Here is a 23,387-nt window from a genome sequence, read left to right as displayed (position 1 = left end):
TTCTAGCACGCCGGGAGGGTCAAAAGCCCGTCAACCGCCCTCAAAACGCCTCCAACGGCCCGCTTCGAGGGCCCTTTCCGGCGCCACCGGGAAACCCTGCCCCGCCCCTACCAGCCGCTCCCAGCCTGCGAGAGCGGCCGACCTCCGCGCACCACTCGCTATATATATTAGAGGCCCAGCCGACTTCCGAGGAACGCGGACTGCCCGCCGGCAAGCGCAGCCATCATTCCTCGCGAATCCCCACGGGAGATTGCCGCCCGGCATCGCCCACCGACGATGCTCCTGCAGGATGCCGTCATGCCAACATGAGGAAAGATTTCCCCAGTTCATCTGCGGCACCGGCCTCGACAATAAAAATCATCATGAGCACCGGCAAGGATGCCTCAGAGAAAATGACAACTACTTGCCACGGCGAAAATGCGCGAACTGTATGAAAAATAAGGATTTTCTTGAAAAAAACGGGGATTTTCAGCCGCAGACGGAACAAAAACGGTCCAAAAATATCCCGTTGCGAAGAAACAACACAGTCCCAAAAACGTTGTCTGGACCAATTGGCAAGCATCGCTCAAGGGCAATCCGTGTGGCAGAATGGCGGCTAAGTTCATTACTAGCCCCATGGAACAAGGGCCGGTGACGACCTGAACACATGATATTATTCATTTTTTGATGTCGTAATCTTGTAGCGCAGTTTATCTGCGGATATCTCACCCGAGAGGAGAAACATGAACAAATTAGCAAAACTCGTCTTCGCTGCTGCGTCCGCAGCCATCGCACTGTCTGCCACCGCTCAGGAAACCAAGGACATCAAGGTTCGTCCCGGCAGCCTGTACCTGCAAGATGGCCGTGACGTCGTGACCCGCAGCGGTTACGGTCTGTGCTGGCAAACCGCTTACGTGAACGGTCCGTGCGAAGAACCGCCGGCACCGGCTCCGGTTGCCGCTGCTGCTCCTGCTCCGAAGCCCGCTCCGGCTGCTGCTCCGACCTCGGAAAAGGTCACCTACGCTGCTGACGCCTTCTTCGATTTCGACAAGGCAACCCTGAAGCCGGCTGGCAAGGCCAAGCTGGACGAACTGGTTGGCAACCTGAAGGCCATCAACCTGGAAGTCATCATCGCCGTCGGCCACACCGACTCGATCGGCTCCGTCGCCTACAACCAGAAGCTGTCGGTTCGCCGCGCTGAGTCCGTCAAGGCCTACCTGGTGTCGAAGGGCGTTGAAGCCAACCGCGTCTACACCGAAGGTAAGGGCAAGTCGCAACCGGTCGCTGACAACAAGACCGCTGCTGGCCGCGCCAAGAACCGTCGTGTGGAAATCGAAGTTGTGGGTACCCGCAAGTAATCGATTGACGCTACAAGGCTCAATGAACCCCGCTTCGGCGGGGTTTTTTTATTGCTGCTGCATTTGCGCGTCAGCCCCTTTTTGCCGCCTCACTTGATCTGCCGCCGCCAACCGGGACTGTCCGTTTGGGCTATCATTAGGCCCCATGAACACGACCAATGCGACCAATGCGACCATGAACGCCGATCCCCAAGAGATCCAGAAATTCAGTGAACTGGCCCATCGCTGGTGGGACCCGGGTTCCGAATTCCGTCCCCTGCACGAAATCAACCCGCTGCGCCTGGAGTGGATCAATGCCCGCGCTCCGCTGGCCGGCAAGAAAGTCATCGACATCGGCTGTGGTGGCGGCATCCTGGCCGAATCCATGGCCATCAAGGGCGCCGACGTCACCGGCATCGACCTCTCCGACAAGGCCCTGAAAGTCGCCGACCTGCACAGCATGGAATCAGGCGTACAGGTGCGCTACGAAAAGATCGCCGCCGAAGACATGGCCGCGCGCGAAGCCGGCCAGTATGACGTGGTAACCTGCATGGAAATGCTGGAACACGTCCCCGACCCGGCCGCCATCGTACGCGCCGCCGCCACCCTGGCCAAGCCGGGCGGCAAGCTGTTCTTCTCCACGCTCAACCGCAACATGAAGTCCTACGTCATGGCCATCATCGGCGCCGAATACGTGCTGCGCCTGCTGCCCAAGGGCACGCATGACTACGCCAAGTTCATCACCCCGGCCGAACTGTCCCGCTACGCGCGCGAGGCCGATCTGCAGATCGACGCCTTCAAGGGCATGGGCTACAACCCGCTGACCAAGATCTACTCCCTCAACGAAGACACCAGCGTCAACTACCTCGTCGCCTGTACCAAGCTGGCCTGATCCGCCATCCGCGCCGCAGCGCCATGCTGCGGCCGCTCCTCTCCACTGCCATCACAGACAAGACCCCATGCCATTACGCACTCCGCGCGCGATCCTGTTCGACCTCGACGGCACGCTTGCCGATACCGCCCCCGATCTGGCCGCTGCCGCCAACTTCCTGCGCCAGGAGCGCGGCCTGGACGATGCGCCCTATGCGCAGTTGCGTCCCGTGGCCTCGGCCGGTGCGCGCGGGCTGATCGGCGCAGCGCTCGGCATCCATCCCGACCACGAAGAATATGAAGCGCTGCGCGTACGCTTCCTGGATCGCTACGAAGCCAACATGAGCCAGCACAGCCGCCTGTTTGACGGCATCCCGGAACTACTGGAACAACTGGAAGCGCGCCAGATCGCTTGGGGCATCGTCACCAACAAGGCTGCGCGCTTTACCGACGTACTGGCGCCGCAGATCGGTCTGGGCCACGCCGCCTGCATCGTCTCCGGCGATACCACGCCACATTCCAAGCCGCATCCGGCCCCGCTGCTGGAAGCGGCGCGCCGCCTGCAACTGGCGCCGGAGGACTGCTGGTACGTCGGCGACGACCTGCGCGATATCCAGGCCGGCCGCGCCGCCAGCATGCCCACCATCGCTGCGGCCTGGGGCTACTGCGGCCACAGCGAGCCCACGGGATGGGATGCCGATGCCCTGCTGCATACGCCTTTGCAGATCCTCACCCTGCTCTCCTGAGCATCCTGCCGCGTCCGCTGGAAACTTGGACGCGGCTTTCCTCTCCTAGCACTGCACCGCCCCATCCGGCGCCCCGCTGTCACAGCAGTGACGGCTCGCATTAGAATGGCGGCAGGCGGGCTCGCGCAGGCTGAGCCCGGATCGCCGCCAACCATCACAATCAGAACCGGCTCGCGCATGCAGTGCTGCGCACGGGTCGGCACCGACAAGGGAAAACCGCAATGAGCAAGCCGGGCTCCGCCTCTTTCACCCAGCACCGCGCATGGCAAGGCCTGCGCCGCCCGCTCCGATGGCTGGCCTGGACATTGCTCGTGCTGCTGGTGCTGGCCGCACTGAGCTGGGCCGCTCTACCGGCCCTGGTCCGCAAGATCGCCATCGACCAGACCCAGGCCCAGATCGGCCGCCAGTTGAGCATCGGTGAAATCCGCTTCAATCCCTTCCGGCTGGCCCTGCGCGCTGCCGATATCACGCTCTACGAAGCCGACGGCAAGAGCCCTTTCTTCAGCGCCCAGTCGCTGCTGGTGGATATTTCCTCGGCCTCCTTGCTGCGCATGGCGCCGGTACTGGATGAGATCAGGCTCACCGCCCCGCAACTCCATGTCGTGCGTCTGGATGCGAATGGAAGCGGCCATTACAATTTCTCCGACATCCTCGACCGTTTGGCGGCACAACCCAAGAGCGAAGGCCAGGCCCGCTTCTCGCTGGCCAATGTGCAACTGCAGGATGGTGCCATCCGTTTCGAGGACAAGATCAGCGGCAAGCATATCGACATCGCCGCCCTGCAACTGGGCCTGCCCTTCATCTCCAACCTGCCGGGCAACATCGACAGCTTCGTGCAGCCGCAGCTGGCCGCCACGATCAATGGCACGCCCTTGCACCTGAAAGGACGCAGCAAGCCCTTCAGCTCCTCGCAGGAATCGGCCTTCGCCATCGACATCGACCAGCTGGACCTGGTCAGCTACCTGCCCTTCGTCCCCGCCGAACTGCCCCTGGCGGTGCAGAGCGCCAAGCTCACCACCAGGCTGGACCTGGGCTTCAGTCGCAAGGAAGACAAGCCCACCGTGACCCTGGCCGGTGATATCCGCATCGACGATATCTCCCTGCAGGACAAGGCCAAGGCGCCTCTGCTCAAGGCCAAGTCGCTGGCCGTGCAGCTCGGGCAATTCGACCTGCTGAGCGCCAGCGGCGAGATCACCCAGGTCAGCCTGGAACAGCCGCAGGTCTGGGTCGACATGAATGCCCGTGGCGAGATCAACTGGCTGCGTGCCATCGGCACCGGCAGTGGCAGCAAGCAAGCCGCGAGCAATGGCAAGCCACGGGCGACACCAACCCCTGCGCCAGTCGCCACGTCCGCCCCTGCAGCGGGGCCGACAAAAGCAGCACCAGCTGCCCCCATCGTGGTGCAACAACTGAAAGTAAACGGCGGCGACATCCACTGGCATGACCAGGCAAACGCCAGCCCGGCACAGGACATCAAGCTCACCAAGCTGGACATCAGCGCCACGGGCCTGTCGACCGACGCCGATGCCAAGCCCGCGCAACTGAACTTGTCGGTGACGGAAAACGGTCACGGCACGCTGGGCTTCGACGGTCAGATCCAGCCACTCAAGGCGCAGGCCAGCGGCAAGCTCAAACTGGAACGCATCGATCTCGCCGCCTACCGCAACTACCTGGCGCGCACACCCGTCACCGACATCGCCGGCAAGCTCTCCGGCAATACCACGCTGCAACTGCGCGACGGCCACATCAAACTTGATGACACCTCCGTGGCGCTGGCCGAGCTGCGCCTGACGCCCCCAGGCAAGGGCGCCCAGCCGATCAGCCTGCAGTCCCTGTCGTTGCAGGCCAAGAATCTCAGCGACACGCTGGACCAGCCCATTCCCTTCAAGCTGCAAGCCCGCTTCGACAAGTCCGGCAGTGCCGAACTCGACGGCCAGGCCGCACCACACCTGAAGCAGCTGGACCTCGACCTGGATGTCAAGGAGCTGCCCATCGCCCCCTTCCAGCACTACTTCACCCAGGTCCTCAACGTGACCCTGAGCAGCGGCCTGGTCAGTGCCAAGGGCAAGCTCGCCCTCACCCCGCCACTGGAAGAACGCAAGCTGGCGCTGGACTACAAGGGAGAGGCTGCCATCACCAACCTGCGCATGCAGGACAAGCTCACGACCACCGACTTCCTGCGCTGGCGTACGCTATCGCTGAGCGGAATCCAGGCCAAGCTGGGAACGCGTACGCAAGTGACACTGGACAAGATCACCCTGTCCAACTTCTACGCCCGCGCCATCCTCTCCGACAAGGGACGCCTGAACCTGCAGGACATCGTCGTGGCCGATGCACAGGAACAGGGTTCGATCACCGATGACAGCAAGAAGGGCGGCAAGCAAGCCAGCACCGGCAACGCGCGCAAGACCACCTCCACCGCCCCGGTGACCACGGCAGCCGCAGCCGCCGACGCTCCCATCGTGCGCATCGGCCAGGTGGTCCTGGAAGGCGGCAACATCAACTACACCGACAACTTCGTCAAACCCAACTACACCGCCAACATGACCGGCCTGGCCGGCACCATCGGCCAGATCGCCTCCGACAAGCCACAACCAGCGCCGGTCAACATCAGCGGCAAGATCGACAACGATGCGCCGCTGCAGATTTCCGGCGCGCTCAATCCGCTGTTCAAGCCCATGTACCTGGACCTCAAGGCCAGCGCCAACGGCGTGCAACTACCGCGCCTGACGCCCTATTCCGCCAAGTACGCCGGCTATCCGATCACCAAGGGCAAGCTGTCCATGGATGTGCAATACAAGATCGAGAACGACAAGCTGGTGGCCCAGAACGATCTGCGCATCGAGCAACTGAGCTTCGGCGAAAGGGTGGACAGCCCCGACGCCACCAAGCTGCCGGTCATGCTGGCGGTCTCGCTGCTCAAGGACCGGGATGGCAACATCAATCTCAACCTGCCGATTTCCGGCTCGCTCTCGGACCCCGAGTTCTCGGTCGGCGGCATCATCGTGCGGGTCTTCGTGAACCTGATCGTCAAGGCCGTCACCTCGCCCTTTGCCCTCATCGGATCGATGTTCCGTGCCGACGAGCACATCGGCGAACTGCGCTACATCGAGTTCGCCCCGGGCTCCTCGGAAGTCACCGACGAGGTCCGCAAGAAACTCGATGCGCTCGGCTATGCACTGCATGAACGCCCGGGCATCAAGCTCGACATCACCGGCCGCGTGGATCCGCAGGTGGATGATCGCGGACTGCGCCAGGAAGCGCTGGAACGCAAGATGCGCGGGCTCAAGCGGACCGAGCTGATCGCCCGCGAAGGCCAGCCCTCCGGCCCGGTACGCATCAGCCAGGCCGAACGCGGCAAGTACCTGGAGCAGGTCTACAAGGACAGCAAGTTCGACAAGCCGCGCAACATGATCGGGTTGGCCAAGTCGCTGCCGCCGGAGGACATGGAAAAGATGATCCTGGAACATACCGAAGTGACCCAGGACGACCTGCGCAATCTGGCCCAGCGTAGGGCCGACCAGGTACGCAACTACCTGCAGGAGCAAAGCGTGATCGAACCGGCGCGTATCTTCCTGATCGCCCCCAGGCTGGACGCTAGCGGCATCCCGGCCAAGGAACCCAAGGCGCGGGTGGACCTGACGATACAGTGAGCCGCCCGGGGCCTTGAAAAGCCCGGGCCAGCCCATACAGTTAGGAGTAGGTTATAATTGACCTCCCGCCGAAAGCGGGCGCTTCTCCAGCGAGAGGCAAGCGTAATACGCAGATTCAAGCGCCCAGCTGAATTTGCGAAGCTTCAACACTCACGGGGCCGACTTGGTTTCGACAGGGGTTGCAAAGCGGAACAGGGCATGCCGAGGACTGGTTACCTCGTTAATCCATCCGGAACTGCTTAAATGCAAACGACGAATCTTACGCTCTCGCAGCGTAAATCGCACCTAGAAACCTAAGAAACTTCTAGCTCTACAGCACTTCTTCCCTGGGGTGTGCTGGCAACAGCGGTAGAGTCATTTACAGGGAATCGTGGCGTATCGGGTTACTTGATACGTCATTAAATCCAAGGTAACTCGTCCTGTCGAAGCGTGTGCGTCCGCGTCGCCAGGATTAAAACCAATTGGCTGCACTACGCATGTAGAACTGTCTGTAGAGTGCTTCTGGACGCGGGTTCAATTCCCGCCGGCTCCACCAAACATCAGTCCTTTGAAGTCCAAGGACATCCGGAAAACCCGCTTCCCTCCTACGAGATAGCGGGTTTTTTGTTTATTGCCGTCCAAGCGAGTTCGTTGACATCCGTGTTCTTTGGGGGCACGCTTCGGGGCATGCCCTCAAAACAATAAAAGGATGCCCCCAAATGCCGAAACTGGTCGTGCCCCTTACCGATGTCCGTATTCGCAACGCCAAGCCCAAAGACAAACCCTACAAGTTAGCCGACGGCGGCGGCCTCTATTTGGAGATCACTCCAACTGGGTCGAAGCTCTGGAGAATGAAATTCAAGCGCACGAACGGCAAGGAGAGCCGCCTCTCTTTTGGCAGCTATCCGATTACCTCACTCGCTACTGCACGGGAGAAACGCGACGAAGCCAAAGCACTAGCGCGAACTGGCGTTGATCTCGCCGCCCACAGAGACGAAGAGAAAGTAGCGCTAGCGTATCGCGCAGCCAATACCTTCGAAGCTGTTGCTCGCGAATGGCTTGATCGGCAAAAGACTGGCTGGACTGAAAGTCATCATTCGAAAACTCTCGCACGGTTTGAAAAAGATATCTTTCCCTATATCGGTTCACGAGAGGTCGCGCTTATCTCCGCGCCCGAGCTCCTTACCGTCATTCGCCGCATCGAAAATCGCGGCGTGCTTGAAACGGCTCATCGAACATTGTCGAACTGTGGGCAGGTTTTCCGCTACGCCGTAGCGACGGGCCGCGCCGACCGAGATCCTTCAGGCGACTTGCGCGGATCATTGCCATCTGTCAACAGTCGCCGTGAACACTTTTCAGCAATTACCGAGCCCAAGGAAGTCGGGACATTCCTGAGGGTTCTAGATGGCTATCAGGGCACACCGACCGTTCGAGCAGCCCTACGGCTTGCACCCCTAGTATTCGTTCGCCCCGGTGAGCTGCGCACTGCCGAATGGGCTCATATCGATTTAGATGCGGCAGAATGGCGCTATACGGTCACCAAGACCAATACCCCTCATATCGTCCCCCTGAGCACACAGGCTGTCACGATCCTCCGCGAGCTACAGCCTCTGACTGGCAATGGCCGCTACCTCTTCCCGAGCCCCCGCACCAAAGAGCGCCCCATGAGCGACAACGCAATCTTGTCGGCCTTACGGCGCATGGGGATTGAAAAAGACGAGATGACCGGCCACGGCTTCCGCGCCATGGCTCGCACCATTCTCGATGAAGTGCTTGGTGAGCGGGTTGATCTCATTGAGCACCAATTGGCGCACGCGGTGCGTGATGCTAACGGGCGCGCGTATAACCGAACCTCGCATTTACCGGAACGAAAGCGCATGATGCAACGGTGGGCAGATTATTTAGATAGCCTGAAGGCGGGCGGGAACGTCCTAGTGGGAGACTTCCAGAAGTCGGCCGCCTAATTGCACCTCCAGATGACAAAGTGAAATTGCCTATACCTTTCACCCGGGAGATAACTACTGATCTTTCTATAATGGTTTAGAGGCATCGTGGGATGCCATAACCGTTAAGGAAAGACCAAATGTCATCTGCAAGCAAATCTTTGGCTTCGCTTCCAGAAACCGGCTATCTTCGTGAGCCCGCAGTGCTCACCCTGATCCCTGTTTCTCGCTCTACTTGGTGGGCTGGAGTGAAATCTGGAAGGTATCCAGCAGGATTGAAGCTGTCCTCACGGGTTACCGCATGGCGAGTGGAAGATATCCGAGCACTTATTACTCAAATTGCGGCCAATCAGTCCATCCAAAAGGAGGCCGCTTGATGAACGCCGAAAGCTTCTACGCGGTCGACGCGGATGTTGTTCGGCAAACTGAGGCCGAATCAGAATTGATCTACTCGATCAACATGGGAGCATTCACGATCCACCATGGCTACCGTGATGGCGTTCCAATTACGATCGCCGAACATCACAACCAGCAAGCTAGTCAGCTCTCGGGCATCTGGCTTGCCCAATCAGATGGCACTGACTCATCACTTTGCTAAATGATGCTTCAGCTTGCCCACTTCCGTCGGACGGCTTGTGTAGATTGGTTGGACGTGCGACTTCAGATCGCGCGCCCGACCCAATTCCAGCATGTCCAAACCGCACTCAAAGAGATAAGCGGATATAGGCTCTATGTCGCTCCGGTTTTTCCTAAAGCAGGTAACGTGTCGGATAAGTTTGTCGTTCGAATCAACGATTCCCTTGCAAATGATTACGCTGCTTTGGAAACCATATTCTTGGGCTCCATGCAGCGCATCCCTCTCGCCCGACCGCCAGGAATTTCGGCGATCGAGATCGCCTGTGATTTTCGTCACAAGGGCGAAGTGTCATTTCGAGAACCGCGAACCGTTGCTCTGACTCATCGACTCCAAAGTAGCCTCCTCGCTGCTGGTGGGCGGCCACGGCAATTCGATCCTCGACTTAGAGTAAATCGATTTATGGACGTAGCGGGGATGCGACTAGATCCAGATATGAACTAATCGAATTAACTTTGCAAGGTAAATTCACCAAGCGTGGTTAAGTCTATCAAAATACTGTATTTATATACAGTGTTTTATGATGAGCCGAATCCGATCTGCTGATGCCCTAGACCAGCCAATTGCTGTGTGTAGTGGTCAAGTCAGTTTCGAATGAAGACCTCGCCTGATGGCGCTGGGCGTAACAGCTTTTGCCGGCAGCAAGGCACATGTATAAGGTTTCACGAAAAAATCGGCGATTTTAGTGAATGGTGCCCTATCGGCAATGATTCGCCTTTCTAGGACTTCGAGAATAAGTGTGGCACTTCGACTTGAAGGGCGCCGGCTAAGATCTCAATCGCGTCTAATGAAGGATTGGCTGCGCCGCGTTCAATCCGGCTCATGTAAGAGCGAGCAAACCCACACCGATCGGCAAACGCTTCTTGCGAGAAGCCCGCGCTCTGCCTCAGCTCTTTGATTCTCAAACCGAATTGTTTTCGTAAAGGGGTGCTCACCCCCGAGAATGTCAGTCAATGTATACTAATTGGCCACGCACTAATCGTGACATTTGGCAAAAATATAACTATAGGGGGTCTATGTATATATTGCGCATATCCGCATGCGGCCTAGGACTGATGGGCATTTTGAGCCCAACATCAACGTATGCTATTGACGAGGGACGGAGCACGGCTCAGGGAGCAGGCTATGCGCTGGTGATTACCGAGAAGTGCTCCGGGCACCCTCGTTCAATAGAGCAGGCGACGGCGACGCAGAGAAATTTGTTTAACACCATGCAGAGGTCCGGCTATGTTTTCGAAGAGATAAAGGCAGGCTATCTAGAGGGCGTGTTGGCAGCAGAAAGACGCTTCCCAGGAGCGACTAAACCGCCGAAGCAAGAATGCCAAGAGGCGGTGAAGATCAAGCAGGCAATCGATCAGCTTAGATAGGTAGCCCCTGACGGGCATCAATGGCGGTTGAAAATGCCTAATTTGTTGCGCGTTGGTTGAGCGTTTTCCGTCATTTGACTAGTGGAAGAAGCTCAGGTTGGCCGAGCGGAAGCACTCCAATAATTGGACATAGATACAGTTATTAGGCCGTTCTGAAACAATACGCGACAGACGGGGCTTTGAGCTCGCGGTGCCTCTGCTCAAAGTCCCGATTTTCTCCGCAAGAAGGTCAGAGCTTCAGGTGCCGTAACGCTCCCTTGATTGCGTCTTGAAGTTCGTTGTCAGCTTGAAGATGACTACTCTCGCGTCGCACTTTTCTCCATCTATCGCGTCGGCCTAGGGCGCCGAAGCTATGCAAACCGCGATCGGGTGTTGCGTCATTTAGGCGTCTATTTGCAATGATCGCATTTAACTTGAATAGGTCACCAGCGGCTTGGATCTCAGGTGGAATCGGCGTTCGGAAGCGGAAGAATCGAGCGAGCCGCGTGAATCTATAACCTTGAAGGTCAGTCAATTCGATCAATCCTAAGCTTTCAAGTATCCGGCCTTGCAAAGTTACTTCGACGCGTGCGCGCCATCGTTCTCGCGGCAGTAACTGACCGCTGTCTGTTCGTTTCCAATAGACTTGCCACGAAATGTCATCCTGTTTGTTTCCGATGCGATAACCTATCATGGATAACTGAGGCGTCTAGGATGCCTCACATAGAGGAGCGAATATGATTACGGCATTCGGGAAATTTCTTCGCGAATTGAGGCATTTGCATGCAGAACTGATGAAGGATATGGCAGACAACCTGCAGGTTTCCTCAGCTTTTCTTTCCAGTGTTGAGAGCGGAAAAAAAAACATCCCGCCCACCTGGCTGGACAGTCTGAGAAACCTCTACAAGTTGTCCCCGCAGCAGGTAAATGCTCTGAATGACGCCTTTAATCGATCGCAGAAAAACGCGATGATCGATTTAAGCAATGAGAGCGAAAAGCGCAGGGAAATTGCCGTTACGTTGGCAAGAACATTCAATGATTTGAGTGACGAACAGCTTGATACCATTAAACGTGCAATGTTCTCTACGAAAAAGAGAGGCGACAATAGCTGATGCATAACTTCAAAGCGCCGCCAATGCGTCGGGCCGAAATTCGCCAGCTGGCGAATGACCTGCGACAAAAGCTGGGAATGGCACACAATCTATGGTTCCCCGTTCTGGAGTTCGCAGAACAAGTGCTTCCGTCGATGGATCCAAATTACTATTTTCAAGTTGTAGAGGAAGAAGAATTGGGTTCATCTCACGGGATGACCATCAGTTATGGAAAGGACGTAGCCATTCAGATACGTCAGGACGTTTATGAGCGTGCCTACCGGGATGAGGGACGTGATAGAGGAACAGTGGCGCATGAAGTGGGGCATTACTTGATGCATGCACGAACTACTGCGCTTCACCGAAACTTTGGTGGTGTTATTCAGACGTGCGAGGATCCCGAATGGCAAGCGAAGTGCTTCCAAGGGGAGCTTCTGATACCCCGCCACCTAGTCAGAGGGATGCGTGTCGATGAAGTGGCAAGAGCATGTGGTGTCTCCGCTGACGCTGCTAGGTATCAATTGAACCTATACGCAGACGGAAAATGAAAAACGCCTAAAGAACGGCAATTCTTTAGGCGTTTGAGTAAAAGAAAACTGAGACTGACCCCGGTTTTCTCTTGTGTTACTTGCTGGTGAAAGCAGCCCGGAGTGTAGGCGAAGGAAAGCTGTTTTGCAAGTGCCAAGTTGGTGACTAAGGTCGGAGCACAACCTTAAGAGGCAAAGTGATGATTATCTGTCACTACCCCAAATCGGTTCGTGTTCGCCAATACCAACGGTTCCGCAAGGGCCGTTTGGAGAATGTCCGCGAGCACTGCCGGAAGTCGCGCGATTAAAGCGCTTTGCAGCAGGGGCGACGAAGGTCGCCCCTATCTCCCAGCCATTTTCGATGAGGTTCCAAATGAGCAAGAACACTCGCACTCCCAGCACTACCGTAAATCGTAGTGCAGTCACCGGGCGCTTTGTGACTGACCGCTATGCACGAAATAACCCTAACACCACGGTGAAAGAAAGAGTCAAAAGTCCGCCACCATCAAAACCGAAATAATGAGCCATATAGAAGGCCCGCTTAAGCGGGCCTTCTATATTAAAACGCATCTTGCGTATTCAGCTCGCTCCCACTACAGTCGGTTTTCGGGGAATTTTTAGGGGAATCACGCCTGCCAATTAATAAAACAACTCTATAAAATCAAACCCTTAGATTAATAATTAAAGAGACGCCGGCCCACCAACATATGCCCGGCCATCGCACGGGCGGAAAAAATCCCCAGGCTTTACACCCTGGGGATTTTTTTTCGTCTGCATGCCCGCCTGCGCCATCTCGACTGCCCGATGACAGACCTGCGTCATCACCGGGCCATCAAGGTTTTCCATCGGCAGATCAGGCCTTCGCTTCGCGCGTCCATGGCGTCAGGGCCAGCGCAGCCGCGAATGCCATGCCGCCGATCCAGAAAGTCACCTCGTGGCGACCGCCGGTCCAGGCATAGACCCCTGAATAGAAATAGCCACCGATGGCCTGCGCCAGGGCAAACGCCACCGTCAGGCGACTCCACATGGCCTCGCGCTGGTGGGCGTCTTCGACCAGGTCATGCAGGCGTCCCAGGCCCAGCGGCACCACGCCGGCAGGGAAGGATCCGATCACCACGGCCAGGCCGATGAGCGACAGCAGCTTGCCACTGAATACCAGCGCCACTGCGGCGATCGCCTGGACCGCGAGGGCGACCACGATGGAACGGCGTGCGCCCCAGCGGTCAGCGGCCATGCCATAGAGCACCGGGCCGGCCATCGCACCCACGCCATAGGCGATCCATGCCACCGCACCCAGGCCGGTCCCGTGACCCAGGGCTCGCGCGACATAATCGACCAGGAACATCATTTCCGGGACCAGCCCTGCCGCCGCCAGCGCGTACTGGACGAACAGGATGTTCAACGGACGCGAAGCCGGCGCCTTCTTCATCGCGCTCATGCTGCGCACCTGGGTGTGGGCATCGTCCGGCCAGGCGCTCCAGCTCAGCGCCGTCAGGGCCAGGGACAAGGCGCCCAGCGCCAGCCAGGCCGCCTGCAGGCTGATGGTCAGCATCGCCGGGACCAGCGTGCCGGAAATGGCTACGCCCAGGCCGACGCCGAAGAAGATGGCGCCGCTGGCGATGCCCTTCTTGTGACGTGGCACACGGTGCAAGACCACGCCCGACACCAGCACCATGATGACCCCGCCGGCGACGCCGGAGAGCAGCCGCCAGCAAAAGAACCAGGTCTCAGACAAGGGAAAGGCACAGGCCAGGAAGGACACCGAGGCCAGCAGGGTCGTCAGCCGCAACACGCGCACCGGCGAGGCGTAGCGCGCCAGGGCGCGGCCCGAGAGGGCACCGATCAGGTAACCGGCCAGATTGGCGGCGCCGAGGAAGGCGACTTCCGTGGCGGCGAACCAGTGGTCGTGGATCATGGCCGGCAGCAAAGGCGAGTAGGCAAAGCGCGCCAGGCCGATGCCCACCAGACTGGCCACCAGACCGGCGAAGATGGCGGAAAGATAGCCGCGGGAAGCGGCGGGATGTGCGATGTCCATTCTGTGTCCTTTCATGGTGCGGCGGCGCCACACCTGGCACCTCATGCACGATATGACGACAGGATAGCCGCCTGCAAAGATGTATAGTTGCAGCACTTTTACTCATTTGAGATGCGTTTTTGCATCATCCTCGGACGATGAACTGGGACGATACCCGCATTTTCCTGGCCTTGAGCCGGGAGACCACCCTGCGCGGTGCTGCGCGTGAACTGGGCGTGGACCAGGCGACGGTGGGACGCCGCATCGCGGCGATGGAAAAGGACCTGGGCAGCGTGCTGTTCCTGCGCTCGTCCGAGGGTTACCTGCTGACCGCCGCCGGCGAGACCGCGCTGGCGATGGCGCGCCGGATGGAAAGTGCCGCGCTGGAGCTGCAAAGCAAACTGGAGGGGCAGGACGCCGCACTCAGCGGTACGGTACGCATCACCAGTACCGACTCGATCACCGTCGATTTCCTGCTGCCGGCACTGGGGGCGATGCGCCGTCGTCATCCCGGCATCACGGTCGATGTCGAGGTCTCGACGCAGATGCTGAGCCTGCCGCGACGGCAAAGCGATCTGGCCATCCGTAACGTGAAACCGGACAATCCTGACCTGGTGGTCCGCCGCATCGCCCGCTGGCCGGTGGGCCTGTTCGCCAGCCGTGACTATCTGGCCCGGCACGGAATACCGGTACCGGGAGCAGAATTCGCGGGTCACGATATCGTCGCCTACAAGCCTTACACCGAGACCGGCAAGACCTTTTCGCTGGTGGACGAAGCGGCGCGTGCCGGTCAGATCGTGGCGCTGATGAACTCCAGCCTGATGCTGCGCAGAGCGGTGGCGGCCGGCATCGGGATCGGCGAGATGCCCCTGCACATGGGCGAATCGGAAGGCCTGGTACGGATCTGGCCGGAGCGGGTACGCAAGCAGGACTACGACGTCTGGCTGGTCATGCATCCCGACCTGCGCGGCACCGCACGGGTGCGCACGGTGGCGGATTTCCTTGCCGAGGCCATCCGCGGTCTGAACGGGAATTGACGGTGGCCGAGGCGACGGCAGGAGCACAGAAGAAAGCGCCCTACACCTACCATTTTTATAGGTCGATAAAACAAGATTAAGTTGTTTTACAGCTTCTTTCGACTTGCGTAGAGTGGACTCACGGTGTGGCCCGGCAAGGGCTCCGCACCGCAAGTCCATCCACATTCAATGAGTCCCGTCATGAAGCCTATCAAGCACATCGCCATCACCGGCGCCGCCGGTCAAATCGGATATTCCCTGCTCTTTCGCATCGCCAACGGCGACATGCTCGGCCGCGACCAGCCGGTCAGCCTGCGGCTGCTGGATGTCCCGGCTGCACAGGCAGCGCTGCGCGGCGTGGAAATGGAATTGCAGGACTGCGCCTTTCCTCTGCTGCGCGACATCGTCTGCACGGATGACGCCACACAGGCCTTCGCCGAGGTCGATCATGCCATCCTGGTCGGCGCGCAGCCGCGTCAGAAGGGCATGGAGCGGCGCGACCTGCTGGCCGCCAATGCCGAGATCTTCGTGCGTCAGGGACGCGCGCTCAATGCGGTGGCCAGTCGTGCGGTCAAGGTCCTGGTGGTGGGCAACCCGGCCAATACCAATGCCCTCATCGCCATGCGCGCCGCGCCCGAGCTTGATCCGTCCTGCTTCAGCGCCATGATGCGGCTGGACCATAACCGCGCCCGTGCCATGCTGGCCATGCGCCTGGGCGAACCGGTGGACAGCCTGGAGCAGGTGGTGGTGTGGGGCAATCACTCGCCCACCATGTACGCCGATTATCGCTTCGCGCTGGTCAGGGGCGAGCCGGCGCCGCTGCGCATCCAGGACGAGCAATGGAACCGCGAGATCTTCATTCCCCGCGTGGCGCAGCGTGGCAGCGCGGTGATCGAGGCGCGCGGCAGGTCGTCGGCGGCATCGGCCGCCAGTGCCGCGGTGGATCACATGCGCGACTGGGTGGGTGGCAGCCAGGGGCGCTGGGTATCGATGAGCCTGCCGTCCAATGGCGATTACGGGATTCCTGAAGGGATCTTCTTCGGCGTGCCGGTGCGTTGCGAAGACGGCCGTATCGAACGCATCAGCGGTCTGGCCATCGATGCATTCGCGCGTGAACGCCTGCAGGGCGCCATCGATGAACTGCGGGAAGAGCGCGCCGCCATCGCCCATCTGCTGCAGCGCTGAACCGTCGACTCCGGAGCCGCTTCAGACCACCGGATAATCCACCTGATGCCGTGCGATGCGCAGGCTGCCGAGCTGCTGGCGCACGGCCAGGTGGGCGGGATGTTCGGCATAGCCGCGCAGGGCGTCGGCGCTGTCGAATTCGGTGACCAGGACCACGTCGCAGGCGTAGTCGACGCCACTGACATCGGTACCGACTTCCAGATGGCGCAGGCCGGGTATGCGCCCGGCCAATCCCTCGAAGGCCTGCCTGACCTGTTCGACATGGGCCCTGTGCAGCGCGCTGCCACGTTCGCCCTGGATGTCCCACATCACGATGTGCCGGATCGCCATCTCAGTTCTCCGCGCCCGGTGCATTGCCATGCCAGGCATTTTCCAGCAGGGCGCGCAGGCCGGCGCGCTCCAGCGGCCGCGGATTGGCATAGGCATTCTGCAAGGCGATATCGGTGCAGCGATCCAGCTCCTCGTAAGGCATGCCCAGTTCGCGCAGCGACAACGGTGCCTGCAACGCGCGCGCCAGCGCATGTACGCCCTGCGCCGCATCCTCGCTGTTGAGGGCGCGGGCGATGCGCTGCATGGCTTGCGGCGCGGCCGGCGCATTGTAGGCCAGCGCATGCGGCAGGACCACGGTATGGGTCTCGGCATGCGGCAGATTGTAGCTGCCGCCCAGGGTATGGCACAGCTTGTGATGCAACGACATCCCGACATTGCCCAGCACCGTCCCGCACAGCCAGGCGCCGTACAGGCATTGGCTGCGGGCGTCCAGGTCATCGGCGCGCAAGACGATCTGCGGCAGTCCTCCGGCCAAGGCGCGGATACCCTCCTCGGCCAGCATCGACATGATGGGATTGGCATCGGCCGCATACAGCCCCTCGGCCGCATGCGCCATGGCATTGATGCCGCTGGTGACCGACAGCGACAACGGCAGGCCCAGGCTCAACTCAGGATCGTAGATCACGGTGCGCGGCAACACGCGCACGTCACGCCCGGTCTTCTTCAGGCCAGCTTCGGTGATGCCGTAGATGGGTGTCATCTCGCTGCCGGCATAGGTGGTGGGGATGGCCAGGATGGGCAGTTCGGATTCCAGCGCGATGGCCTTTCCCAGTCCCATGGTGGAACCGCCACCGATGGCGATGGCGCAGTCGGCCCCAAGCGAGCTGGCCACCGCGCGGGCTTCGCGCGCAGTCTCGATGGGCACGTGCATGACGGCCTGGTCGAAGATGCCGGCGCAGCGCTCGCCGATCAGGGCCGCCACGCGCTCGGCGTCGGCACGCTGGCCGGGGGTGCACAGTACCAGGGCGCGCCGGGCGCCCAGCTGTTCGGTCTCGCGGACCAGGTGTTGCAGGCTGCCGGCGCCGAAGATCACGCGGGCCGCAGCGCTGGTGTAGGTGAAGGCTTGCATGCGGGTCTCGGGTTCAGGTGCGCTGGGGATTGAGGATGAAATCATAGTTCAGCGTGTAGAAGGGCTGCTCGCAACGGCTGCCATCGGGAGCGATGCCGGGTTCGTGACGCGGCCAGTCGGCGATGAGGGTGGAGCGCACGCCGAACACCGCATCCGAGTCGAGGTAGTCGTCACCGCGGCGAAATACGTGGGTGATCAGCGTTTCATGGCCCTCGGCGCGGATGCGGAAGTGCAGGTGGGCCGGACGCCAGGGATGGCGTCCCAGCTTGTCCAGCATCCGTCCGACCGGACCGTCATGCGGGATCGGGTAGGAGTTGGCCAGGATGCTGCGGAAGTGGAAGCGCCCCTGGGCGTCGGCCTGCAGGGTGGCGCGCGCCTGCAGTTGATCCAGGTCCGGGTACTGCACATCGTAGAAGCCATCCTCATCGGCCTGCCAGACTTCCAGCATGGCATGGGCCAGCGGCTGCCCATCCAGCCCGCGCACGGTGCCGCTGACGAAGCAGGGCTCGCCTCGCGCGCCATTGGCGATGTCGGCGCCCAGCGCGTAGCGCGGCGAGTTCTCGACATGGAAGGGTCCAAACACGGTGGCCTCGGTACAACCGGCCGGCTTGTGATTCTGCTGCGCCATCACCAGGGTGGACAGGCCCAGGGTATCGGAGAGCAGGATGAACTCCTGGCGCTTGTCGGAACACATCTGTCCGGTCTCGGTCAGGAAGCGGATGCCCTCGAACCATTCTTCCTCGGTCAGTTTGACCTCGCGGGCGAAGGCGTGCAGGTGCTGCACCAGGCTGGTCATGATCTGCCGCAGGCGCTGGTCGGGCATGCCGGCATGGCGCGCCAGCACAGCCTGGGTGATGGTGTCTTCGTTCAGGTTGAGCATGGTCTCCTCCGTTTTTGGGATGGTCATCCGGATTTTTCCGCTGGGCGCTAATATAGGCCTTAATTTTTGAGGGATATATGCCAAAAGTGGAAAACTGTTTTCCACCCGGCGATGACGACGATAAGGGGAGCCCTGGTGGACCGCTGGAATCAATTCGAACTCTTCGTCCAGGTCGCCGAACTGGGCAGCCTGTCGCGCGCGGCCGAGGCACTGGGCATGTCCAACGCGGCCGCCAGCCGCAGCCTGGCGGCACTGGAAGAACGCCTGGGCGCGCGCCTGGTGGAGCGCAGCACTCGCCGCCTGGGGCTGAGCCAGACCGGCGAGGCCTTCTACCGCCAGTGCAAGGCGGCCCTGGTACAGATGAAGGAAGCCGAGGAGCTGGTCAACGCCAACAGCGTGGCGCCCGGCGGCATGCTTCGGGTGACCTCCTCGCTGTCGTTCTGCATGAAACATATCAGCCCCATCCTGCCGCGCTTCCACCAGCTCTATCCGGACATCACGCTGGACCTGGTGGCGGCCAATCGCTATGTGGACCTGCTCGACAGCGGGATCGACGTGGCCATCCGTACCCGCGAATTCGAGCCCGATTCCAACATCGCCGTGCGCCGCCTGGCCTCGACCCGACGCATCCTGGCGGCGGCTCCCGGCTACCTGGCCGCGCGCGGCGTACCCCGTACGCTGGAACAACTGGCAACGCATGACCTGCTGGTCTACAGCCACGCCAACCAGCCCAACACCCTGCGCTTCAGCCATCGCAGCGCCGGCGAGCGCAGCCTGGACATCCGCGCCCTGATGCAATCCAACGACGGCCAGATCATCCGCGCCGCAGCGCTGGAGGGACTAGGCATCCTGATCCAGCCCAACTACATCGTCTATGACGACGTGGTGGCCGGCCGCCTGGTACCGGTGCTGGATGAATGGGACCTGCCGCGCCTGACCATCAACATCGCCTACCAGGGCCGCAAGCACCTGCCGGCCAAGGTGCGGGTATTCATCGATTTCCTGGTACAGCATTTCAGCGACATGGACTATGAGCGAAAGTGGACGCGCTGAGCGGTAGATCGCGCGCTCAGAAGCCCATTAATACCAATTGGTAAATAAAAAATACTAATCAGTAGCTTTTGATTTTCATTGGTAGTAATCTAATGCCGCACGCACAGCCTTGTCCCAGGAGGAAAGATCCGCATGTCCATCGCTACCGTCCCGTCCTTCCGCTTTGGCCCGCCCGATCGGGGCGACCGGTCCCGCTGGCGCCTGGTGGCCTGCGCCCTGCGGTTCGCCCTGCTGTCGGCGTTCCTGTTGGGCCTGTGCTGGAGCGGCGCAGTGCAGGCGGCCGCACCCTGGCGCGAGCTGGTGCCGCAGGCACAGACGGTAGGCAGCGGCACCATGCGCTGGCTGGGCTTTCGCATCTACCACGCCACCCTGTGGGCGTCGCAGCGGCCGCTCGACGACAGCCAGCCCTTCGCGCTGCAACTGGACTACAAGATCGCGATCAGCCGCGACCGCCTGGCCAGTACCTCCATCGAGGAAATCCAGCGCATGAGCGCGGCCCCCATCGCCGGCCCCACGCTGGCACGCTGGAAAAGCGAACTCGGGCGCGCCTTCGTCGATGTCGCCGATGGCGATGAGCTGGTGGGCGTCTACCTGCCCCAGCGCGGCATGCGGCTCTACGACCGGGACAAGCTGCTGGCCGAGATTGCCGACCCCGAACTGGCGCGCGCCTTCTTCAATATCTGGCTGGGTCAGCCCAGTCGCGACGAAAGTCTGCGCCGCCGTCTGCTCGGGGAGACGCCTTGAGCGCAGCCGCAGGCCGCACCGGGCGCTGGCCTGACGCCGCCTACGGCCTGCTGGGGGCGCCCCTGGCCATGGCAGCACTGCCGCTGTTCGTGCAGCTGCCCGCCTACTACGCCAGCCATGTCGGCGTGGCGCTGGCGCCGCTGGGCTGGGTGCTGTTCGCCGCGCGCCTGCTGGACATGCTGCAGGACCCGCTGTTCGGTCATCTGCTGGATCGCTCGGCACAGCGCCAGAAACGCTGGATGGCCATCGCGGGACTGGTGCTGGCGCTGGCCTTCGTCTGCCTGTGGAAGCCGCCGGCCACGCCGCAGGCCGCCATGCCCTGGCTGGTGGGCATGCTGGTATTGGCCTATGGCGCGCACAGCATGTTGAGCATCGCCTATCTGTCCTGGGGCTCGCGCCTGCCAGACCAGGGCCTGCGCGCCGTGGCATGGCGCGAGGGAGCGGGGCTGGCCGGGGTGATCGTGGCCAGCGTGGTACCGGTGGGCATCCTGGCGGCCGATGCGACCCTGGTCGATATCCGTCTCAACTGGTATTGCCTGTTCTTCGCCATCGTGCTCGCCGTGGCGCTGCTGCTGTTGCTGCGCCAGCCGGCACCGGCTGCGCCGGCCCAGGGGCAACCCTGGCGGCAGGCGTTGCGCAGCCTGTGGACAAATCAGGCCTTCCGCGCACTGCTGCCGCCTTACCTGCTCAATGCCCTGTCGGCCGCCATTCCGGCCACGCTGGCGCTGTTCTTCATCGAGGACCAACTACAGGAAAAGACCCTGGCCGGTCTGTTCCTGGCGGCCTACTTCGGCGCGGCCGCGCTCGGCCTGCCGCTGTGGAGCACACTGGCGCGCAGGGTCGGCGCGGTGGCCTGCTGGCGGCTGGCCATGCTGTTGTCCAGCGCCGGCTTCATCGGCGCGGTGTGGCTGGGACCGGGCGAGCGCAGCGCCTTCCTGGCGGTCTGCCTGGCCACCGGGGCGGCGCTGGGGGCGGACCTGCTGCTGCCGCCGGTGCTGCTGGCACGGGTGGTGAGCGGGCGCGCCTCGGTGGGCGCGGCGTTCGGCATCCTCACCATGCTGGGCAAGCTGGCGCTGGCACTGGCCGGCATCGCGCTGCCCTTGCTGTCGGCCCTGGGTTACCAACCCGGCCAGGGGCCCGGAACAAGCTTGCCCCTGGTGTATGCCGCCCTGCCCTGCCTGCTCAAGCTGGCTACCTTCCTGGCGCTGGGCCGCTACGCCCACCGGCATCCCTCCTGACGTATCGCCATGACCAACGACACTGCCCAGCCGCATCCCGCCGGCACCCTGCGCCTGATCCTGGGAGACCAGCTCAATACGCAGCATTCCTGGTTCGACGTGGTCGATCCCGACGTGGTCTACCTGCTCATGGAAGTGCGCTCCGAGACCGACTACGTCCTGCACCATGCGCAGAAGATCCTGGCCATCTTCGCCGCCATGCGCGCCTTTGCCGGGCACCTGCGCGCCGCCGGGCACCGGGTGCGCTATCTGCGCCTGGACGATCCCAGCAATCGCCAGTCGCTGGTGGATAACCTGACGGCGCTGGCCAGGCATTACCGGGCGCGCCAGGTGCAATGGCAGATGCCGGACGAATGGCGGGTGGACCAAGCCCTGCAGCAATGGGCAGCCGGCCAGGCCTTGCCCACGACGGTGGTCGACAGCGAGCATTTCCTGACCGCCCGCCATGAGCTGCCGCGCCTCTTCGCCGGGCGCAAGCAATGGTTGATGGAACACTTCTACCGGCAGATGCGGCGCCGTTTCGAACTGCTGCTGGAGCGCGATGGCCAGCCCGAAGGCGGGCAGTGGAATTTCGATCACGACAATCGCAAGCGCTGGCCCGGCACCCCGCCCGAACCGGTGGACTGGCGCGCCACGCATGATCACAGCGCGCTCTGGCAGATGCTGCAGGCACAGGGCGTGGCCAGCTTCGGCGACCCGCAGGCCGCGCAGTTACGCTGGCCGCTGGATCGCGCAGAAGCGCTGCAGCACCTGGAGCATTTCATCGTGCAGGCACTGCCGCATTTCGGCGACTACGAAGATGCCATGAGCAGCCGGGCACAGCGCCTGTTCCACTCGCTGCTGTCGTTCGCGCTCAATCTCAAGATGTTGCATCCGCTGGAAGTGGTGCGCCGCGCCGAGCAGGCCTATCGCGAGGGCGATGCACCGCTGGCGGCGGTGGAAGGCTTCATCCGCCAGATCATCGGCTGGCGCGAATACGTGCGCGGCATCTACTGGTCGCAGATGCCGGGCTACGATGAGCGCAACGCCCTGGCGCACCGGTTGCCGCTGCCAGCCTGGTTCTGGACCGGCCAGACCCGCATGCGCTGCCTGCAGCAGGCCATCGGCCAATCCCTGCAGAGCGCCCATGCGCACCACATCCAGCGCCTGATGGTGATCGGCAATTTCGCCCTGCTGGCCGGGCTGGATCCCAAGGAGCTGCATCGCTGGTACCTGGGCATCTACATCGATGCCTTCGAATGGGTGGAATTGCCCAATACCCTGGGCATGAGCCAATGGGCCGACGGCGGCATCATCGCCACCAAACCCTATGTCAGCAGCGCCGCCTATATCGGCCGCATGAGCGACTACTGCCAGGGATGCGCCTACAAGCCCAAGGACAGGACCGGCAGCGACGCCTGCCCCTTCAATGCCCTTTACTGGGATTTCTTCCTGCGCCAGCGCGCCACCTTCGGCCAGAACCCGCGCATGGGCATGGTCTACCAGCAACTGAAGAAGATGGACGGTGCCGATCTGGCTCGCCTGCAGGAACGCGCGGCCACGCTGCGCGCCAATCTCGACACCCTGTAGCACGGCACCGGCTACGGCGCTCCGGCGACCTGACTCCCGCCGGACGATAAATCCTGTCCGTTCGCACAAAAACGGGCAAAATACACAGAATCTGACGAAGTCGCGAAATTCTCTGCATAATTCCTCCGGGAAGTTTGCCTGAAGGCATCGCTGTTGCTTTTCGTCGAAAAACAATTATACCGAA

General features: G+C 61.2%; 21 protein-coding genes and 1 other RNA gene. 16 read left to right on the top strand and 6 right to left on the bottom strand.

The features are described 5' to 3' along the window. Window positions 1-295 precede the first annotated feature (295 nt). The gene (locus VE092_RS11330; protein WP_324876753.1) at window positions 296-562 is read right to left on the bottom strand and encodes a hypothetical protein; all 267 of its coding nucleotides are present in this window, start codon (window positions 560-562) and stop codon (window positions 296-298) included. Window positions 563-722: 160 nt separating this feature from the next. On the opposite strand from VE092_RS11330, the gene ompA reads away from it, so the two are divergent. The 8 genes from ompA to VE092_RS11290 all read left to right on the top strand — a co-directional run bounded on the left by ompA (window position 723) and on the right by VE092_RS11290 (window position 9,105). Then, entirely contained in the window at window positions 723-1,337 is a 615-nt protein-coding gene (ompA, locus tag VE092_RS11325; RefSeq protein ID WP_088756378.1) for an outer membrane protein OmpA, read from the top strand. 145 nt (window positions 1,338-1,482) lie between these two features. Continuing rightward, window positions 1,483-2,208, top strand: a complete 726-nt coding sequence (gene ubiG, locus VE092_RS11320; protein WP_324876749.1) for a bifunctional 2-polyprenyl-6-hydroxyphenol methylase/3-demethylubiquinol 3-O-methyltransferase UbiG — start codon at window positions 1,483-1,485, stop codon at window positions 2,206-2,208. A gap of 67 nt (window positions 2,209-2,275) precedes the next feature. Then, entirely contained in the window at window positions 2,276-2,932 is a 657-nt protein-coding gene (locus tag VE092_RS11315) for an HAD-IA family hydrolase (protein WP_324876747.1), read from the top strand. Window positions 2,933-3,153: 221 nt separating this feature from the next. Continuing rightward, the gene (locus tag VE092_RS11310; protein ID WP_324876745.1) at window positions 3,154-6,585 is read left to right on the top strand and encodes a DUF748 domain-containing protein; all 3,432 of its coding nucleotides are present in this window, start codon (window positions 3,154-3,156) and stop codon (window positions 6,583-6,585) included. Window positions 6,586-6,739: 154 nt separating this feature from the next. Next, window positions 6,740-7,120, top strand: a transfer-messenger RNA (tmRNA) gene (gene ssrA, locus VE092_RS11305). A gap of 178 nt (window positions 7,121-7,298) precedes the next feature. Continuing rightward, window positions 7,299-8,528, top strand: a complete 1,230-nt coding sequence (locus tag VE092_RS11300) for a tyrosine-type recombinase/integrase (protein ID WP_324876846.1) — start codon at window positions 7,299-7,301, stop codon at window positions 8,526-8,528. 119 nt (window positions 8,529-8,647) lie between these two features. Next, window positions 8,648-8,884: a helix-turn-helix transcriptional regulator gene (locus tag VE092_RS11295; RefSeq protein ID WP_324876742.1), complete on the top strand. Its 237-nt coding sequence runs from the start codon at window positions 8,648-8,650 to the stop codon at window positions 8,882-8,884. Continuing rightward, the gene (locus VE092_RS11290) at window positions 8,884-9,105 is read left to right on the top strand and encodes a hypothetical protein (RefSeq protein WP_324876740.1); all 222 of its coding nucleotides are present in this window, start codon (window positions 8,884-8,886) and stop codon (window positions 9,103-9,105) included. Before VE092_RS11295 ends, VE092_RS11290 begins: the two co-directional genes overlap by 1 nt. 755 nt (window positions 9,106-9,860) lie before the next feature. Here the strand turns inward: VE092_RS11290 and VE092_RS11285 are convergent. Then, window positions 9,861-10,076 carry a helix-turn-helix transcriptional regulator gene (locus VE092_RS11285; RefSeq protein WP_324876738.1) on the bottom strand — a complete coding sequence of 72 codons (216 nt, stop codon included), beginning with the start codon at window positions 10,074-10,076 and terminating at the stop codon, window positions 9,861-9,863. 1,148 nt (window positions 10,077-11,224) lie between these two features. Here VE092_RS11285 and VE092_RS11280 point away from each other — a divergent pair. Beyond that, window positions 11,225-11,599, top strand: coding sequence for a helix-turn-helix transcriptional regulator (locus VE092_RS11280; protein ID WP_324876736.1), 375 nt, complete (start codon window positions 11,225-11,227; stop codon window positions 11,597-11,599). Beyond that, window positions 11,599-12,126: an ImmA/IrrE family metallo-endopeptidase gene (locus tag VE092_RS11275; RefSeq protein WP_324876734.1), complete on the top strand. Its 528-nt coding sequence runs from the start codon at window positions 11,599-11,601 to the stop codon at window positions 12,124-12,126. Before VE092_RS11280 ends, VE092_RS11275 begins: the two co-directional genes overlap by 1 nt. Window positions 12,127-12,958: 832 nt before the next feature. Here the strand turns inward: VE092_RS11275 and VE092_RS11270 are convergent. Beyond that, complete coding sequence (locus VE092_RS11270; RefSeq protein WP_324876732.1) at window positions 12,959-14,140, bottom strand: YbfB/YjiJ family MFS transporter; 1,182 nt, start codon at window positions 14,138-14,140, stop codon at window positions 12,959-12,961. Between the two features lie 137 nt (window positions 14,141-14,277). Between VE092_RS11270 and VE092_RS11265 the strand changes: the two genes are divergently transcribed. Together VE092_RS11265 and VE092_RS11260 are read left to right on the top strand one after the other, a co-directional pair. Beyond that, window positions 14,278-15,156: a LysR family transcriptional regulator gene (locus tag VE092_RS11265; protein ID WP_324876730.1), complete on the top strand. Its 879-nt coding sequence runs from the start codon at window positions 14,278-14,280 to the stop codon at window positions 15,154-15,156. A 180-nt stretch (window positions 15,157-15,336) separates the two neighbouring features. Further along, the gene (locus tag VE092_RS11260) at window positions 15,337-16,320 is read left to right on the top strand and encodes a malate dehydrogenase (RefSeq protein WP_414653467.1); all 984 of its coding nucleotides are present in this window, start codon (window positions 15,337-15,339) and stop codon (window positions 16,318-16,320) included. A gap of 21 nt (window positions 16,321-16,341) precedes the next feature. Here the strand turns inward: VE092_RS11260 and VE092_RS11255 are convergent, their stop codons facing one another. Genes VE092_RS11255 through VE092_RS11245 form a run of 3 tightly spaced genes read right to left on the bottom strand, consistent with a single transcriptional unit; the run spans window position 16,342 to window position 18,599 of the window. Then, complete coding sequence (locus VE092_RS11255; protein WP_324876726.1) at window positions 16,342-16,650, bottom strand: Dabb family protein; 309 nt, start codon at window positions 16,648-16,650, stop codon at window positions 16,342-16,344. Window position 16,651: 1 nt separating this feature from the next. Further along, entirely contained in the window at window positions 16,652-17,719 is a 1,068-nt protein-coding gene (locus VE092_RS11250) for a maleylacetate reductase (RefSeq protein ID WP_324876724.1), read from the bottom strand. Between the two features lie 13 nt (window positions 17,720-17,732). Further along, on the bottom strand, window positions 17,733-18,599 hold the full coding sequence (locus tag VE092_RS11245) for an intradiol ring-cleavage dioxygenase (protein ID WP_324876722.1): 867 nt from the start codon (window positions 18,597-18,599) through the stop codon (window positions 17,733-17,735). Window positions 18,600-18,734: 135 nt separating this feature from the next. Between VE092_RS11245 and VE092_RS11240 the strand changes: the two genes are divergently transcribed. From VE092_RS11240 to VE092_RS11225, 4 genes are all read left to right on the top strand, one after another. Then, window positions 18,735-19,652, top strand: coding sequence for a LysR family transcriptional regulator (locus tag VE092_RS11240; protein WP_324876720.1), 918 nt, complete (start codon window positions 18,735-18,737; stop codon window positions 19,650-19,652). Between the two features lie 132 nt (window positions 19,653-19,784). Further along, window positions 19,785-20,396: a chalcone isomerase family protein gene (locus VE092_RS11235; RefSeq protein ID WP_324876718.1), complete on the top strand. Its 612-nt coding sequence runs from the start codon at window positions 19,785-19,787 to the stop codon at window positions 20,394-20,396. Window positions 20,397-20,464: 68 nt separating this feature from the next. After that, on the top strand, window positions 20,465-21,634 hold the full coding sequence (locus tag VE092_RS11230; RefSeq protein WP_414653469.1) for an MFS transporter: 1,170 nt from the start codon (window positions 20,465-20,467) through the stop codon (window positions 21,632-21,634). Window positions 21,635-21,643: 9 nt separating this feature from the next. Next, window positions 21,644-23,203, top strand: a complete 1,560-nt coding sequence (locus VE092_RS11225) for a cryptochrome/photolyase family protein (protein ID WP_324876714.1) — start codon at window positions 21,644-21,646, stop codon at window positions 23,201-23,203. The last annotated feature ends 184 nt before the right edge of the window (window positions 23,204-23,387 follow it).

The sequence above is a fragment of the Herbaspirillum sp. genome, assembly GCF_035644555.1.
Lineage (GTDB): Bacteria > Pseudomonadota > Gammaproteobacteria > Burkholderiales > Burkholderiaceae_D > Herbaspirillum.
The sequence above is the reverse complement of the archived record's forward strand: the minus strand, read 5'-3'. Positions and strand labels throughout refer to the sequence as shown.